Raw genomic sequence first — 16,153 nt, 5'->3', positions numbered from 1 at the left:
TTTTAAGTATAATGTTTTCCCGTCCTGCTAGGTTGGTGTGTTTTTCAAAATCATGACTAAACTTACCTTATTATTCGCAATTTATTCGCAAAATATGCTAGCAAAACAACTTAAGCAAAAAACACAAAATTCCTGCTCACTCTGACTTTTGGTATCACATGACAACTAGATATATTTTTGTAACCGGCGGCGTTGTATCGTCTCTTGGTAAAGGTATTGCAGCAGCATCACTCGCCGCAATTCTTGAAGCGCGCGGCTTGAAAGTAACCATGTTAAAACTTGACCCTTATATTAACGTTGATCCGGGTACAATGAGCCCTATTCAACATGGGGAAGTTTTTGTTACTGAAGATGGCGCTGAAACCGATTTAGATTTAGGGCATTACGAACGATTTATTCGTACCAAAATGACTAAACGCAATAACTTCACTACTGGTCGAATATATCAAGATATTCTAGCGCGTGAGCGTAAAGGCGAATTTTTAGGTGCCACCATTCAAGTTATTCCTCACATAACGAACGATATTAAACGTCGAGTTATTGAAGGTGCTGAAGGTTACGATGTAGCAATGGTTGAAATTGGCGGTACGGTGGGTGATATTGAATCTCAACCGTTCTTAGAAGCTATTCGTCAGTTAGGTACCGAATTAGGACGTGAACGTGCAATGTATATGCATTTAACGTTAGTGCCTTATATTGCAACAGCGGGCGAAATAAAAACCAAACCGACTCAACACTCAGTGAAAGAGCTTCGCTCGATTGGTATCGTTCCTGACATTTTAGTGTGTCGAAGTGAGCGTACGGTTCCAGCAAACGAGCGAGCAAAAATATCTTTGTTCACCAATGTTGCTGAAAAAGCCGTTTTATCAATGCGCGACGTTGATAGCATTTATAAAATTCCCGCTTTACTTAAAGCGCAAGGAATTGATGAGCTAGTCGTTAAGCGTTTTGGTCTTGATGTACCTCCTGCTGATTTAAGTGAGTGGGAAAAAGTACTTTACCAAGAAGCCAATCCTTTTGGTGAAGTGACTATTGGTATGGTCGGTAAATATATTGAATTACCTGACGCTTATAAATCTGTAAATGAAGCATTAAAACATGCAGGTTTGAAAAATCAGGTAACGGTAAACATTAAATACATAGACTCACAAGACCTTGAAAGCAAAGGAACTGATGTCTTAGGAACCGTTGATGCGATTTTAGTCCCAGGCGGTTTTGGTATTCGAGGTGTTGAAGGCAAAATTCTAGCGGCAAAATATGCTCGTGAAAATAAAGTACCTTATTTAGGTATTTGTTTAGGTTTGCAAGTAGCGCTTATTGATTATGCACGAAATGTGGCTGGCTTAAGTGGCGCGCACAGTACTGAATTTGACCCTGAAACTCCACACCCAGTGGTCGGTTTGATTAATGAATGGTTAGATAAAGCAGGCCAAATTGAATATCGTCATGAAGATTCAGACTTAGGCGGCACTATGCGTTTAGGCTCACAATTGTGTCACCTTGTGAAAGGTACCAAGGCGTGCAACGTATATGGCAGTGAAACAATTCATGAGAGACACCGCCATCGTTATGAGGTAAACAATAACTACCGTGACCAAATCAGTAACGCTGGTTTAGTGTTCTCGGGGTTATCTTCGGATAAAACATTAGTTGAGATGATTGAAATACCTGATCATCCTTGGTTTATTGCTGGGCAGTTTCATCCGGAATTCAATTCAACACCGCGTGATGGACACCCATTATTTGAAAGCTTTATTGCTGCTTCATTTGAGCATCAAAAACAGCAATCAAATTAAACCTGAAAATTAATATAACCGTAGCCTTATGCTGCGGTTTTACTTTCTGGCAAAATTATTTATGGCAGAGTGTTTTATCTCTAAAATTTGAAATTAAAACTTAATCGCGGTTCATTCGCTGTAGTGAGCCCCATTCAAAGGAATTATAATGTCGAATATCAGTAAAATTATCGCGCGTGAAATTATGGACTCACGTGGTAACCCAACCGTTGAAGCTGACGTATTTTTAGCATCAGGTGCTTGGGGACGTGCTGCAGCACCTTCTGGCGCATCAACAGGTTCGCGTGAAGCGTTAGAGTTACGTGACGGTGATAAGTCTCGCTATTTAGGTAAAGGTGTATTAAAAGCGGTTTCGGCGATAAACAATGACATTCAAACGGCATTGATCGGACAAAGTGCTTTAGATCAAGCGGCTATTGATCAAATAATGATCGATCTAGATGGTACTGAAAACAAAGAGAAATTTGGTGCTAACGCCATTCTTGCTGTTTCATTAGCAAATGCAAAAGCGGCTGCAATGGAAAAGAAAGTGCAATTGTTTGAACATATTGCTGACTTAAACGGCACGCCGGGTCAATACTCATTACCTTTACCTATGATGAATATCATCAATGGCGGTGAGCATGCAGACAACAATGTCGATATTCAAGAGTTTATGATCCAACCAGTGAGCGCTAAAAACTTTAGTGAAGCATTACGGATGGGCGCTGAAATATTTCATGCTTTGAAAAAAGTATTGTCAGCGAAAGGACTTAATACCGCTGTGGGTGATGAAGGTGGTTTTGCACCCGATTTAGCTTCAAATGCTGATGCCCTAGCAGTGATTAAAGAAGCGGTTTCTGCTGCCGGTTATGAATTAGGTAAAGATATAACATTAGCGATGGATTGTGCTGCCTCAGAGTTTTACGATAGCGAGAAAGGCATTTATGACCTTAAAGGCGAAGGTAAGCAATTTACCGCTAACGAATTCTCTGATTTCTTAGCAACACTCTGTGAAGAATACCCAATCGTTTCAATTGAAGATGGCTTAGATGAGTCAGATTGGGATGGTTTTGCTTACCAAACAAAGTTACTCGGCGATAAAATACAAATCGTTGGTGATGACCTATTCGTGACGAATACTAAAATCTTAGCGCGTGGTATTGAAAACGGTATTGGTAACTCTATCTTAATTAAGTTCAACCAAATTGGTACATTAACAGAAACCTTAGCCGCGATTAAAATGGCGAAAGACGCCGGCTTTACTGCGGTAATTTCTCATCGCAGCGGCGAAACTGAAGACGCAACCATTGCTGACTTAGCCGTTGGTACTGCGGCAGGGCAAATTAAAACGGGTTCTCTTTGTCGCAGCGACCGTGTTTCTAAGTACAATCAATTGTTACGTATTGAAGAATACTTAGGTGATAAAGCTATATTTAATGGCCTGTCAGAAGTTAAAGGCCAATAGTTTATTGATAACAGTCTTTTAATCCTATTTCGGTGTTGAAAGTGCTCACTGACTATTGTCAGCTGCGCGCTTTCGCCTTGAACTAGAATCAAAATTCAAGTTATCAATTAAACTATTAGTAAATAGTCATAAAAAAACCACTCATTTGAGTGGTTTTTTATGTTCAGGATGAACGGTATGTCACGATCACATGGATGTGAAAGAGTGACGATGTTCAGGATGGCCATTCTTAGGCATCCATGCCTTCATGGCATTAGTGCCTCCATGCACGTCAACGGTATGTCATGGTCACATGGCCATTTTTCGGCATTAGTACATCCCTGTACGTCGATGTGAAAGAGGACGATGTTCTGAATTCGTGGTTGAAAGTCGGACTTCCTTTACGAATTTTTACGCTTTAGAAGTCAAATGAACATCGCGTTGCGGGAACGGGATCTCGATATTGTTTTCTTTTAGGGCTAAGTATATTGCTTTGTATGCTTTAAATTTAGCGTCATAAAAATTAGCGGTGGGTGTCCATAAGCGTATCGAAATATTAATAGAACTGTCAGCAAATTCGTCAATACCAATTTGAGGTAACCGTGATTCACCAACAATGTTTAATTCATCGATCATTTTTTCTAAAATGGCGATCACTTGCAAAGGGTCTTCTTTATAGGCAATGCCAACCGTTAACTCAAGTAATGAGTCATGCTTTGAGTTGTGCAATATTTCGCCAACAATATGCTTATTAGGAATCGTAATACAAACACCGTCTTGGTCATAAATAATGGTATAAGCGAGTAAAACTTCTTGTACTACACCCGTAACACCTTGAACGGTTATAGTATCACCAACAACGAACGGGCGAATAATAATGATATTGAAGCCCGCAGCGTAGTTTGCTAACAATCCTTGCAGTGCTAAACCTGCACCTAAAGAAATAGCACCAATGGCAGCAATAAATGGCGTCACACTAATACCTAATTTACTCAGCGAGATAACCGTTATCATGACCACAATAAGCATTTTAGTGGTGCTGGCTAAAAACTGGCTTAAGGTAATATCAAGTTTATGTTTGGTACACAGTTTCAATACAACGTTTGAAATTTTTCCTGCAACGAGATACCCCAGTGAAAAAATGATGAAAGCACCAATTAACTGAAAGGTGTAATTCGCAAAAAAATCAACAATGATATTATAGATATAACTGACCTGATCTATTTCTTGTCGTAATAAATCGGTTGGTGCTAATGAGATCGCTTTTTCTACTTCTGGGGGGGGACTTGCTACTTTTTCAAACATATAATATCCATGAATTGTCTGCTTTAATTAAAGTGAAGTTTTATTACCTACCCACATAAATAAGAATATAGCTTTATTTTATCTTCTTCACACAATAGGTTATGCTTAAACTTAAGGTTGAATTCTACTCAGTAACGTATTAAAAAGCACTCAATTATTCATGAATGAACAAACTTCATTATGGCAACAAGACTATCAATCAGCTGATTTTGCTGAGCTTTGTAATGCGTTGTACGAAAGGGAACTTGGCTTACTCAGTGAACTTGCGCTTTCGTCAGCCCCATCAATTCAAGGGCGGCTTAAAAGTTTGCCACATTATATCAAGCGAACAGCGCATTCAATGCTTCAGGTAGAAACGCCACTTAAGCTTGACGTACAAAATGCAAGTTGGTCAGCTAAACAAAGTGTACAAATGCCGTTAAACGGTCAAGACACTGAATCAGTAAATAAATGGTATATTTCTGTGAATTTACGTCATGGCTTAGTCGTACCTATTGCGACAGAGTCAACCATTCTCTTAGACTCCATTGACAGAATCGATTTTGAACAGCAGCGTTTTAGAACAAACCTACACGGTTGGTTTTATTTTTCTGCAATGGCAAAAAATAAAGCGACAGGCCAGTTACTCAAACCTAATAAGAAAGTAATGATAGCCGCTTGCAGTGGTCATTGTTGGCTAAATACCCATAGATCAAACCCAATGACACCTAGTTTGCGTGAATTGTTGTTATCATGTGCAATTAATTGGCGTAATTTCAAACAAACTTTAGCTATTTGATTTTAAAAAATGTTAAATGTGCTAATAATGTTTACACTAGCAAACACCTATTTATAATGGTCGTTATACTGGTATTTATATAGATCAATTTTAGGCTTTATTTAGGTTTCTATGCGCGCAATAACCGTACTTCTACTGATTTTTATCGTGTTATTACAACATCGGCTCTGGTTCGGTAAAAATAGTGTGCCTGATTACCTTGCCTTAGAGAATGAAGTACAACGTCAAATACTTGATAACGATAAACTTAAACAACGTAATAAATTACTCTATGCTGATACCGATGATTTAAAGTCTGGCGTTGAGGCCATTGAAGAACGTGCCAGAAATGAATTAGGCATGATAAAGGAAGGCGAAATATTTTTTCGTTTAATTCCATCAGAAAAAAATACTATGCAAATAGATCCGGAATAATAATTTTATGTTAACTAAGCCGATAACGCTTACTCAACAATTCGTTGTCATTGTTCCTGCTGCTGGCGTGGGTAAACGTATGTTGGCTAATTGCCCTAAGCAATATTTAACCATTGATAATAAAACCATATTAGAACATACCGTTGAACGATTACTCAGTCATCCATTGGTAAACAAAGTGATTATTGCCCTTAGTGGTAATGATGAGTATTTTCCGCGCACGTCATTGGTAAATAACCAAAATATTCAAACAGTTATTGGCGGTAAAGAGCGAGTTGATTCGGTGCTTGCTGGATTAAAGGTTATTGATACTGAGTGTTACGCTTGGGTGTTAGTGCATGATGCAGCAAGACCTTGTGTTTGCCATGACGATATTTCTAACTTGATGAAAGCATGTATAGAAAAACAAACTGGTGGCCTGCTAGCTTCGCCGGTTCGCGATACGATGAAACGCTCATTCAGTGGAGATTTAGCTGAACACCAAGTACTAAAAACGGTTGTTCGGGAAAATTTATGGCATGCGCTGACACCACAAATGTTTAAAGTAAAGGCGTTAAAAGAGGCTATCATTAACGGTCTTAGTCAAGACGCTGATATTACTGACGAATCATCAGCGATTGAATTTGCTAATGTACCTAGTTTGTTGGTTTGGGCAAGTAGTGAAAATATCAAAATTACCCATCCTGATGATCTCGCACTCGCTGCTTTTTTCTTAGCTAAGCAAAAACAACAGCAACAAAAACACAAATTACAGGAAAATGCATGAGAATAGGTCACGGCTTTGATGTACACAAATTTGGCGGTATGGGTCCCCTTATATTAGCGGGTGTAGAAATAGATTACCCAAAGGGTTTTATCGCTCACTCTGATGGTGATGTCGCTATCCACGCGTTATGTGACGCAATATTAGGCGCGCTTTGCTTAGCCGATATTGGTAATCACTTTCCTGATACTGATGGCCAATATGAAAATATCTCTAGTCGAATTTTATTAAAGCATGTGGTTAACTTGATGATTAAAAAAGGCTATCAACTGGGAAATGCTGATATTACCATTGTTGCACAAGCACCTAAAATAGCACCGCATCTACTAGCGATGCGTACTTGCTTAAGTGAAGACTTATACGCCGAACTTGATCAAGTGAATGTTAAGGCAACAACCACTGAAAAATTAGGATATGCAGGCCGTAAAGAGGGCGTAGCGGTTCATGCCGTTGTCTTATTACTAAAATCTTCTACAGCCGTTATAGAGAAAAATCAATAATATGAGTCAGTCATTACAATATTTATACACACAACCGGAGTCTACAGGTCAGTTACGTAGTGAAATGTCAGACTTTAAGGTATTCGAAAGATTACCTTTTGAACCTTGTGGTGAAGGCGAACATCTCTTTATTCATATTAGAAAAACCGGTGCTAATACCCTCGTTGTCGCTCGGGAGTTAGCTAAGTATTTCAAAGTAAAAGAAGGGCTTGTCTCCTATGCTGGTCTTAAAGACCGCTTTGCCGTTACCGAGCAATGGTTTGGTATCCATCTTCCCGGTAAGACTGTTTATGATCTAAGTAATTTAGCCATTGAAGGTGTTGAAGTGCTTTCGGTAAAACGCCATAACAAAAAGTTGCGTATTGGGGCCTTATCAGGTAATCGCTTTGAATTGGTGTTACGAAAAGTGAGTAATATTGATGACGTCTTACGACGATGGGCTGCTGTTAGCCAATTTGGCGTGCCTAACTACTTTGGTGAACAACGCTTTGGTATTAATGGTGGTAACCTTGATAGAGCTTTAGAATTATTTCAAGGAAAGAAAGTAAAAGACAAAAAGAAACGAGGTCTGTATTTATCTGCTGCTCGTTCAGAGATCTTTAATCAAATAATTAGCCAACGTATTGAAAATAATCAGTTTGAATCTTTAAGTATCGGTGATGTTTTTATGTTGAGTGGTACGCAATCGGTTTTTTTAGCCGAAGCAATTGACAAAACCATCATGCAGCGCTTTCAAGAAAAAGATATCGATTTAACGGCTGCCCTATGGGGGGCGGGTGAATTAATGTCGCAAGGTGAATCGCAACAATTAGAGCAAGAAATTGCTAACGAATATAGTGATTTTTGCCAGGGCTTAGTCAAATTTGGCTTAAAACAAGAGCGACGCAGAATAAGATTATCATTAACAGAAGGTCAAATTACCGCTGAAAATGATACGATAACGCTCAGTTTTTTTCTCCCTTCGGGGTGTTATGCAACAACCATATTGCGTGAACTTATTAATTATCAAGATATGACTGAACGAGTAGGAAACTAAACGGATGAAAATATTATTAAGTAACGACGATGGCGTGCATGCTTTAGGCATTAAAATTTTACATGACGAATTAGCGAAAATAGCTGATATAACTGTGGTAGCACCCGATAGAAACTGTAGTGGCGCCAGTAATTCTTTAACATTATTGAACCCGTTGCGCATTCAGACTTTAGACAATGGCTTTATTTCAGTTAACGGCACACCCACAGATTCAGTTCACCTGGGGATAAGCCAACTTGTTACGCCAGATTTAGTTGTCGCAGGCATCAACTGTGGCGCTAATTTAGGTGATGATACCTTATATTCAGGCACGGTAGCGGCAGCAACGGAAGGACGTCATATGGGCATGCCGGCTATTGCTGTTTCATTGGTGGGACAAAGTGAGCAGCATTACCAAACAGCAGCGGTAGTCACTGCAAAATTTATTCAGCGTTTGCAATCACATCCATTAGCGGCGGATCAAATTATCAATATTAATGTGCCTGATATTCCTCTTGATGAATTAAAAGGTATAAAAGTAACACGTTTGGGTAATCGCCATAAAGCTGAGATGATGGAAAAAACACAAGACCCATGGCAACGTGATATTTATTGGTATGGCCGCTTAGGCCAAGAACAAGATTGTGGAGAAGGCACTGACTTTCATGCTGTTGCTCATGGCTATGCGTCAATAACACCATTAACGGTCGATATGACCGCGCATGGCAGTTTGGAATCAATCACTCGTTGGGTGGGTGACTTAACCGTTTAGTCGACTTTAATTTTAGATAAGAAAAATAAAAAGAGCACGTTATGAATGTAAAGGTAGGGAGCCGTTTCATCGGTAAATCACGTCGTAGTGGCGAAATATTGGCGCAGAAATTATATACCGAAGGAATACGTGATCAGCGAGTATTGCATGCCATTGCTCAATCACCGCGTCATCTTTTTGTTCCAGAAATATTGGCACATAAAGCTTACGATAATACTGCGCTGCCCATTGGACAAGGGCAAACTATTTCTCAGCCCTATATCGTTGCGAAAATGTCGGAATTATTATTAGCTGACGGTGTGCCTGAAAGTATTTTAGAAATAGGTACAGGGTCAGGTTACCAAACGTCAATTCTTACGCAGTTGGTGCCTAAAGTTTTTTCGGTAGAACGTATCAAATCTTTACAGTGGCAGGCAAAGCGTCGCCTACAGTCAATAGACTTAAACAACGTTTCAATGAAGCATGGCGATGGTTGGAAAGGTTGGAGTAGTAAATCTCCTTTTCAAGCGATTATCGTTACTGCAGCGCCAACAGAAGTCCCTAAAGCATTATTAGAACAATTAGCTGAAGGGGGACGCTTAGTTATTCCCGTAGGATCAGAGACACAAATACTAAAAGTCATTACTCGTCACGGTGACGAATATAAAGAACAGCAAGTTGAGATGGTTAAATTTGTGCCGCTTGTTCCTGGCGCGTTAATTTAATTGTTGTCTGTAAAGAAGACAAAATTTAACTGTTTTTTAAATGATGAAACCTGAATGATACCCATAGCTTTGCTGCGCCTTCGTAAAACAAGCTAGGCAAGGTTATATCCTCTTTATTATTGTACAAAAGGTATGATTAATTGAAAATTTTTTCAAAGATGTATGAATGGACACTTCGTTTTGCTGAGCATAAATTTGCGCCAAGAATGCTGGCACTATTAACGTTTGCTGAATCTATATTCTTTCCTATCCCCCCTGACGTGCTGCTTGCGCCAATGGTCTTAGCTAAACCGAATAAAGCATGGTCGTACGCAACGTTAACGACGGTTGCTTCTATTTTGGGGGGCTCGGTTGGTTATTTACTTGGTTATTATATGTTTGAACCTTGGATACAACCGGCAATTACCGCTCTGGGAAAACAAGAGGCCTTTGATGCTGTGGTGTTATGGTTTGTGCAGTGGGGTGTTTGGGTGGTTTTTATTGCGGGCTTCTCACCGATCCCTTATAAATTATTTACCGTGAGTGCCGGTTTCTTACAAATGGCCTTTCTACCTTTTTTAATCGCTTCTGCGATTGGCCGTGGCATGAGGTTTTTCTTGGTTGCAGGCGTTATTCGTTGGGGCGGCGCAGCAATGGAACAAAAGATAAGGCAATGGGTAGATTTACTGGGTTGGATCATTGTTGGACTTATCATCGTTGCTTATTTTTTATTGCGGTAAATAAATATCGACAACATTAGGAATGCTTTTTGACTTTACATATTGAACACTATTTTTTTCTGCCCTATAAAAAGCTCACCTATGTCGCTTTTTTAGCGCTTAGTTTGTTCTTCGCGGGCTGTTCTTCGAACCATAAACCTGCACCTGTTGTTGATGTTCAAGGCTCCATCCCTTTAAGCAAACGTCTTAAAAGCAGCTTAAAGGGACGTGAATACATAGTCAAAAAAGGTGAAACTTTATATTCTATTGCGTGGCGTGCTAATGTTGATATTAATCGCTTGGCAACGTTCAATAACCTAGCGTCACCTTACAGAATATTTCCTGGACAAAAATTATTTCTAGTCAAAAATTCTGCTCAAGCCAGTAATCATATAGCTCGCGTTGAAAAGCAAAAAAATAAGAAACCAATAAGGGTAAAAAAACCTGTTGCATCAAATAAAAAGCAGGCGTATGGTAAAAACGTAAGAGAGCAAAAAGTAAACAACAAAACCTCTGCAAATGGCACAACATTTTCTCAAAAGATAAGGACTTGGTTGTGGCCTGCTAAAGGAAAAGTCATTGAAGGGTTTTCTACAGCAAAACAAGGTAATAAAGGAATAAATATCGCAGGTACACGCGGTGACTCGGTTAAATCAACAGCTAATGGCGTAGTCGTTTATGCCGGTGATGCTTTACGAGGATATGGACGGTTAATTATTGTTAAACATAATGATGATTACCTTAGTGCTTATGCTCATAATGAGAGTATCTTAGTTAAAGAACAGCAGTTGATAAAAGCGGGTCAAGTTATCGCTAAAATGGGTGATACAGACGCTGAAAGAGTTATGCTTCATTTTGAAGTTCGCTTTCGCGGAAAATCAGTTAACCCAATGAAGTATCTGTCGAAATAATAAATAATAATAATAATAATAAATTGGAGTTCGTGTGAATACTTAATCAGTGATAGTAGACTTTGCAGCATATCGGGAGATACAGCATGGGTATAGAAAAAGAATTAGTAAATACTGTTGTAGATAAAAATGAGTCAACTAAAGCATCATCTAAAGATAGAGAAGATGCTCCATCAAATTTAGATGCTACTCAGTTGTATTTAAGTGAAATTGGTTTTTCTCCGCTACTTAGCGCAGAAGAAGAAGTCTATTTTTCTCGCCTTGCTCTTAAAGGTGACGAGCCCTCTAGAAAACGCATGATCGAAAGTAACTTGCGTTTAGTTGTTAAAATTTCCCGTCGCTATAACAATCGTGGTTTGCCATTACTCGACTTAATTGAAGAAGGTAATTTAGGTTTGATCCGCGCCGTAGAAAAATTCGACCCAGAACGTGGCTTCCGTTTTTCAACTTATGCAACATGGTGGATACGTCAAACGATTGAACGTGCCATTATGAATCAAACCCGCACTATCCGTTTACCTATCCATGTCGTAAAAGAACTCAATATTTATTTACGCACCTCGCGTGAATTGGTCCAAAAACTTGACCATGAACCTACCGCAGAAGATATTGCTGAACAGCTTGATGTCCCGGTGGCTAATGTTACTAAAATGCTACGTTTGAATGAGCGTATGACATCGGTTGATTCACCTTTTGGTGGTGAAAACGACAAAGTATTATTAGACGTTATTCCTGATGACAAGAGTGGCGGCCCAGAAGGCAGCCTACAAACTACAGATATTAAAAATAACATTATTCATTGGCTAAATGAATTGAACTCTAAGCAACGTGAAGTACTTGCTCGTCGTTTTGGTTTGTTAGGCTACGAGGCGGCAACATTAGAAGACGTTGGCGTAGAAATTGGTTTGACACGTGAACGTGTTCGCCAAATTCAAGTTGAAGCACTTAAGCGTTTACGGGATATATTGAGCCAACAAGATTTATCAATAGAAGCCTTGTTCCAAGCTTAATTAACTGATTGAGTCTATAAAAAAACCAGCATTTGCTGGTTTTTTTATGCCAACCATAAGCGGTTAAATTTTACTTTTAAACTCAAACAATAAATCTAATGCTTGTTTAGGGGTTAAATCATTGACATCAATTGATGATAAGGACTCAAGTATGGGGTGAGTATTTTCAATAAATGAAAGTTGCTCAAAAGGTTGCTGTTCAACATTGATAATAGAAGGCGTCTGTTGTTTTTCAAGTTCAGCCAAGCGTTGTTTTGCTCGTTGAATAACCGGCTTAGGCACACCAGCTAATTGTGCTACTTGTAAGCCAAAGCTTTTGCTTGCAGCACCTTCTTGAACCCTATGCATAAAGACAATGGTATCACCATGTTCAACCGCATCTAAATGTACATTAACCAGTGTCGGTATTTGCTCGGCTAAAAGTGTTAATTCAAAATAGTGGCTGGCAAACAAAGTAAAAGCTTTGGTTTTAATCGCCAGCATTTCAGCGCACGCCCAAGCAAGAGATAAACCATCATAAGTACTGGTACCTCGACCTATTTCATCCAATAACACTAAACTTTTTTCTGTCGCATTATGCAAGATATTAGCGGTTTCTGTCATCTCAACCATAAAAGTTGATCGGCCACTGGCTAGATCATCAGACGCACCAATACGGGTAAATATACGATCAACCATACTAATACTTGCTGAATCTGCCGGTACATAACAACCAATATGAGCCAATAAAACAATGAGTGCCGTTTGCCGCATATAGGTTGATTTACCGCCCATGTTAGGGCCAGTAATTATCAGCATTTTACGTTCGGTATTTAACGTTACTGGATTGGCAATAAAGGGTTCGCTTGTCATTAACTCGACAACAGGGTGGCGACCCGCGCTAATTTCAATACCGTTATTTTTTGTTAAATTGGGTTGTACGTAATTCAAGCTCTCGGCACGTTCAGCAAAAGTATTCAAGACATCTAACTCGGCAATTGCTTGTGCAAGTAACTGCAGCTTTTCTAAATCGGGTAAGACTAAATCGAACAGTTCATCATATAAACGTTTTTCCAATGCGAGAAATTTACTTTGGGCACTGAGTACTCTCTCTTCGTGTTGTTTTAGTTCATTGGTAATAAAACGTTCGTTATTTTTTAAGGTTTGTCGACGAATATAATCATCAGGTACATCGTTCGCGGCAGTACGACTCATTTCAATAAAGAAGCCATGAACCCTGTTATAACCTACTTTTAAGGAACTAATACCCGTACGTTCTTTTTCACGCGCTTCGAGTTGGGCAAGAAATTCAGTAGCACCATCACTTAAGTCACGTAACACATCAAGTTCTTCATGATAGCCTTTGGCAATAACACCACCATCACGGATAAGAACGGGTGGGTTTTCAACTAAAGCATGTTGTAATAAGTCGTGTAAGTTGGGTATCGGAAAACTTTGTGACGCTAATTCAGTGATATGTGCTTGCTGACAAGCGTGTAAATGTTGCTGAAGTTCAGGCAATTGACTTAAGGCATTACGTAAACGAGCAAAATCTCTTGGACGCGCAGAGCGTAAGGCAATGCGAGAAACAATACGCTCAATATCACCAAAAGATTTAAGTTGGCTAAATAATTCAGACGTTAAATCTTGTGACAATAGTTCACTAATTGCATTTTGACGTGCGGTTAATATGTTTAAATCACGTAAAGGAAAATGTAACCAACGCTTCAGTAATCTAGAACCCATTGGTGTCGCTGACTTGTCTAATACCGATGCGAGGGTATTTTCAAAGCCACCCTGTAAGTTTTGCGTGAGTTCTAAATTACGACGAGTTGCCGCATCTAAAATGACACCAGAAGCAGAAGACTCACAAATAATGGCTCGAATGTGAGGAAGCGCACTGCGTTGACATTCTTTTACATATTGGAATAAGCAACCAGCGGCCATTAAGCCTAATGATTTATCATCAACACCAAAGCCAGAAAGTTCTTTAGTGCCAAATTGTGTATTGAGTAAATTAATGGCCGTGTCTAAATCAAATTCCCATTCAGATCTTCTTCTTAACCCTTGATAGCCTTTTAGTAACTCTGGCGCTGAGAACGACTCACTGTAGAGGAGTTCAGCAGGAGATAAACGCTGTAATTCAGCTTGTAACTGCTCGATGGTGCTTGGCTCGGTCAGTACAAAGCGGCCACTGGTCATATCAAGATAAGACAGTCCAAAGCGTTGCGATGACTTATTATTGCCTTCACTTACCGCAACAATTAGGTTGTCATGCTTATCAAGTAATAATGCTTCATCACTCACTGTGCCTGGGGTAATAACTCTAACAACTTTACGTTCAACAGGACCTTTACTGGTTGCTGGGTCACCAATTTGTTCACAAATGGCAACAGATTCACCCAGTTGTACTAATTTTGCTAGATAATTCTCCACCGCATGATAGGGAACGCCTGCCATTGGTATAGCATTGCCACCTGTCTTGCCGCGAGCGGTTAATGAAATATCGAGCAAATCAGATGCTTTTTTCGCATCATCAAAAAATAATTCGTAAAAGTCACCCATGCGATAAAAAATTAAAATATGAGGGAACTCAGCTTTAATGGTTAAGTACTGGCGCATCATAGGGGTGTGTGAGGATAAGTCTAAGTTTGCTGTCGTCATTTCTATGCGGTAACTCATAAGTTCAATGAAAGAGTAAGGTCACAATTATGTCATAACTGGCAAATTTAGACTCTATTTATTTAACTAAAGTTTTTACTGAATACGATAAGATTTATGAAAGGATTTTACAGTGATAATATAAATAGTAACTTTTTGGTGAGTAATGATTAAAAGTTATTAATGTTCGTTATGTTTTTGTTTATCAATGACTTAAAAGTCAACTCGTTTTGTTTTTGATAATATAATTAAAATAGTTGTAAAAAAGCTTGATACTGTACGGTCATACAGTATACTTGCTTCATCAAAACGAAATCTTAGCAACATCGGCGGAACAAACATGAAAGATGATAAAGAAAAAGCATTAGCAGCAGCATTAAGTCAAATTGAAAGACAATTTGGTAAAGGCTCAATTATGAAACTTGGTGATAATAACACCATGGATGTTGAAACCATTTCTACAGGTTCATTAGCGCTTGATGTTGCACTCGGTGCGGGTGGTTTGCCACTTGGGCGTGTTGTTGAAATTTATGGTCCTGAATCAAGTGGTAAAACAACCTTAACACTTGAAGTTATTGCTGAAGCTCAGCGTAACGGTAAAGTGTGTGCCTTTGTTGATGCTGAACATGCACTTGACCCTATTTATGCTGAAAAGTTAGGTGTTAACATCAACGAATTACTTGTTTCTCAGCCTGATACTGGTGAGCAAGCATTGGAAATTTGTGACATGCTAACGCGTTCAGGTGCTATAGACGTTATTGTTGTCGATTCTGTTGCTGCACTTACACCCAAAGCAGAAATTGAAGGCGATATGGGCGACTCACACATGGGTTTACAAGCCCGTATGCTTTCACAAGCAATGCGTAAGTTAACGGGTAACTTGAAAAAATCAAATACCATGATTATTTTCATTAACCAAATTCGTATGAAAATTGGTGTAATGTTTGGTTCTCCTGAAACCACAACGGGTGGTAATGCACTTAAGTTTTATGCTTCTGTTCGTTTAGATATTCGACGTATCGGTGCTGTAAAAGCAGGCGACGAAATTATTGGTAATGAAACCCGCGTAAAAGTGGTTAAAAACAAAATAGCGCCTCCTTTTAAACAAGCTGAATTTCAAATTTTATATGGGGAAGGGATTAACAGCTTAGGTGAATTAATTGACCTAGGTGTTCAGCATAATATGGTTGAAAAAGCGGGTTCTTGGTACAGTTACAATGGCGATCGTATTGGCCAAGGTAAAGCAAACGCTTCTAAATCGTTAGCAGAAAAACCTGAAATGGCAAAAGAGCTTGATAAACGTTTACGTGAATTACTGTTAGTTAAAAGCGTAAGAGCGGGTGATAAATTACCTAAAGAAGAAGCGGTTACCGAATAAGCTGTTATTAGTCATCTATATCTTAATAAGCCATCGCATTTGC

15 protein-coding genes are annotated in these 16,153 nt (G+C 39.1%); 13 read left to right on the top strand and 2 right to left on the bottom strand.

The genetic code is table 11. The features are described from left to right. Positions 1 to 158: 158 nt before the first annotated feature. On the top strand, positions 159 to 1,796 hold the full coding sequence (locus H4J52_RS06790; protein ID WP_182181665.1) for a CTP synthase: 1,638 nt from the start codon (positions 159 to 161) through the stop codon (positions 1,794 to 1,796). A 148-nt stretch (positions 1,797 to 1,944) separates the two neighbouring features. Beyond that, positions 1,945 to 3,243, top strand: coding sequence for a phosphopyruvate hydratase (gene eno / locus H4J52_RS06785; protein WP_182224397.1), 1,299 nt, complete (start codon positions 1,945 to 1,947; stop codon positions 3,241 to 3,243). Positions 3,244 to 3,633: 390 nt separating this feature from the next. On the opposite strand, the gene H4J52_RS06780 is transcribed toward eno, so the two are convergent. After that, complete coding sequence (locus tag H4J52_RS06780; protein WP_182181663.1) at positions 3,634 to 4,527, bottom strand: mechanosensitive ion channel family protein; 894 nt, start codon at positions 4,525 to 4,527, stop codon at positions 3,634 to 3,636. A gap of 160 nt (positions 4,528 to 4,687) precedes the next feature. Between H4J52_RS06780 and H4J52_RS06775 the strand changes: the two genes are divergently transcribed. The 10 genes from H4J52_RS06775 (at position 4,688) to rpoS (ending at position 12,092) form a co-directional block, all read left to right on the top strand. After that, on the top strand, positions 4,688 to 5,305 hold the full coding sequence (locus H4J52_RS06775; protein WP_182181662.1) for a hypothetical protein: 618 nt from the start codon (positions 4,688 to 4,690) through the stop codon (positions 5,303 to 5,305). Positions 5,306 to 5,416: 111 nt separating this feature from the next. Continuing rightward, complete coding sequence (ftsB, locus tag H4J52_RS06770; RefSeq protein ID WP_182181661.1) at positions 5,417 to 5,719, top strand: cell division protein FtsB; 303 nt, start codon at positions 5,417 to 5,419, stop codon at positions 5,717 to 5,719. Positions 5,720 to 5,726: 7 nt separating this feature from the next. Continuing rightward, on the top strand, positions 5,727 to 6,485 hold the full coding sequence (ispD, locus tag H4J52_RS06765; protein WP_182181660.1) for a 2-C-methyl-D-erythritol 4-phosphate cytidylyltransferase: 759 nt from the start codon (positions 5,727 to 5,729) through the stop codon (positions 6,483 to 6,485). Continuing rightward, complete coding sequence (gene ispF, locus H4J52_RS06760; RefSeq protein ID WP_182181659.1) at positions 6,482 to 6,982, top strand: 2-C-methyl-D-erythritol 2,4-cyclodiphosphate synthase; 501 nt, start codon at positions 6,482 to 6,484, stop codon at positions 6,980 to 6,982. Before ispD ends, ispF begins: the two co-directional genes overlap by 4 nt. 1 nt (position 6,983) lies before the next feature. Beyond that, on the top strand, positions 6,984 to 8,018 hold the full coding sequence (gene truD / locus H4J52_RS06755; protein ID WP_182181658.1) for a tRNA pseudouridine(13) synthase TruD: 1,035 nt from the start codon (positions 6,984 to 6,986) through the stop codon (positions 8,016 to 8,018). A gap of 4 nt (positions 8,019 to 8,022) precedes the next feature. After that, on the top strand, positions 8,023 to 8,769 hold the full coding sequence (gene surE / locus H4J52_RS06750; RefSeq protein WP_182181657.1) for a 5'/3'-nucleotidase SurE: 747 nt from the start codon (positions 8,023 to 8,025) through the stop codon (positions 8,767 to 8,769). A gap of 68 nt (positions 8,770 to 8,837) precedes the next feature. Further along, positions 8,838 to 9,473, top strand: a complete 636-nt coding sequence (locus H4J52_RS06745) for a protein-L-isoaspartate(D-aspartate) O-methyltransferase (RefSeq protein ID WP_182181682.1) — start codon at positions 8,838 to 8,840, stop codon at positions 9,471 to 9,473. Positions 9,474 to 9,613: 140 nt separating this feature from the next. Beyond that, the gene (locus H4J52_RS06740) at positions 9,614 to 10,192 is read left to right on the top strand and encodes a YqaA family protein (protein ID WP_182181656.1); all 579 of its coding nucleotides are present in this window, start codon (positions 9,614 to 9,616) and stop codon (positions 10,190 to 10,192) included. 29 nt (positions 10,193 to 10,221) lie between these two features. After that, positions 10,222 to 11,082 carry a peptidoglycan DD-metalloendopeptidase family protein gene (locus H4J52_RS06735; RefSeq protein WP_259367829.1) on the top strand — a complete coding sequence of 287 codons (861 nt, stop codon included), beginning with the start codon at positions 10,222 to 10,224 and terminating at the stop codon, positions 11,080 to 11,082. Positions 11,083 to 11,168: 86 nt separating this feature from the next. Continuing rightward, positions 11,169 to 12,092 (top strand): RNA polymerase sigma factor RpoS, encoded by a 924-nt coding sequence (gene rpoS, locus H4J52_RS06730; protein ID WP_182181655.1) that lies wholly within the window; start codon positions 11,169 to 11,171, stop codon positions 12,090 to 12,092. 63 nt (positions 12,093 to 12,155) lie between these two features. Here rpoS and mutS read toward each other — a convergent pair whose 3' ends face one another. Beyond that, a complete protein-coding gene (gene mutS / locus H4J52_RS06725) occupies positions 12,156 to 14,735 on the bottom strand; it encodes a DNA mismatch repair protein MutS (RefSeq protein ID WP_182181680.1) in 2,580 nt (859 codons plus the stop codon). A 337-nt stretch (positions 14,736 to 15,072) separates the two neighbouring features. Here mutS and recA point away from each other — a divergent pair, with 337 nt between their 5' ends. Next, positions 15,073 to 16,110 (top strand): recombinase RecA, encoded by a 1,038-nt coding sequence (recA, locus tag H4J52_RS06720; protein WP_182181654.1) that lies wholly within the window; start codon positions 15,073 to 15,075, stop codon positions 16,108 to 16,110. Positions 16,111 to 16,153: the final 43 nt, after the last annotated feature.

Origin of the sequence: Colwellia sp. MB02u-14 (assembly GCF_014076915.1) — a bacterium.
Classification (GTDB): Bacteria; Pseudomonadota; Gammaproteobacteria; order Enterobacterales; family Alteromonadaceae; genus Colwellia_A.
Note: the sequence above shows the minus strand (reverse complement) of the source record. Positions and strands in the feature narration are given on the sequence as shown.

Excerpts from the sequence above, each read along its gene's own strand:
- H4J52_RS06790 (WP_182181665.1), top strand. The coding sequence starts at position 159 with ATGACAACTAGATATATTTTTGTAACCGGCGGCGTTGTATCGTCTCTT.
- eno (WP_182224397.1), top strand. The coding sequence starts at position 1,945 with ATGTCGAATATCAGTAAAATTATCGCGCGTGAAATTATGGACTCACGT.
- H4J52_RS06780 (WP_182181663.1), bottom strand. The coding sequence starts at position 4,527 with ATGTTTGAAAAAGTAGCAAGTCCCCCCCCAGAAGTAGAAAAAGCGATC.
- H4J52_RS06775 (WP_182181662.1), top strand. The coding sequence starts at position 4,688 with ATGAATGAACAAACTTCATTATGGCAACAAGACTATCAATCAGCTGAT.
- ftsB (WP_182181661.1), top strand. The coding sequence starts at position 5,417 with ATGCGCGCAATAACCGTACTTCTACTGATTTTTATCGTGTTATTACAA.
- ispD (WP_182181660.1), top strand. The coding sequence starts at position 5,727 with ATGTTAACTAAGCCGATAACGCTTACTCAACAATTCGTTGTCATTGTT.
- ispF (WP_182181659.1), top strand. The coding sequence starts at position 6,482 with ATGAGAATAGGTCACGGCTTTGATGTACACAAATTTGGCGGTATGGGT.
- truD (WP_182181658.1), top strand. The coding sequence starts at position 6,984 with ATGAGTCAGTCATTACAATATTTATACACACAACCGGAGTCTACAGGT.
- surE (WP_182181657.1), top strand. The coding sequence starts at position 8,023 with ATGAAAATATTATTAAGTAACGACGATGGCGTGCATGCTTTAGGCATT.
- rpoS (WP_182181655.1), top strand. The coding sequence starts at position 11,169 with ATGGGTATAGAAAAAGAATTAGTAAATACTGTTGTAGATAAAAATGAG.
- mutS (WP_182181680.1), bottom strand. The coding sequence starts at position 14,735 with ATGACGACAGCAAACTTAGACTTATCCTCACACACCCCTATGATGCGC.
- recA (WP_182181654.1), top strand. The coding sequence starts at position 15,073 with ATGAAAGATGATAAAGAAAAAGCATTAGCAGCAGCATTAAGTCAAATT.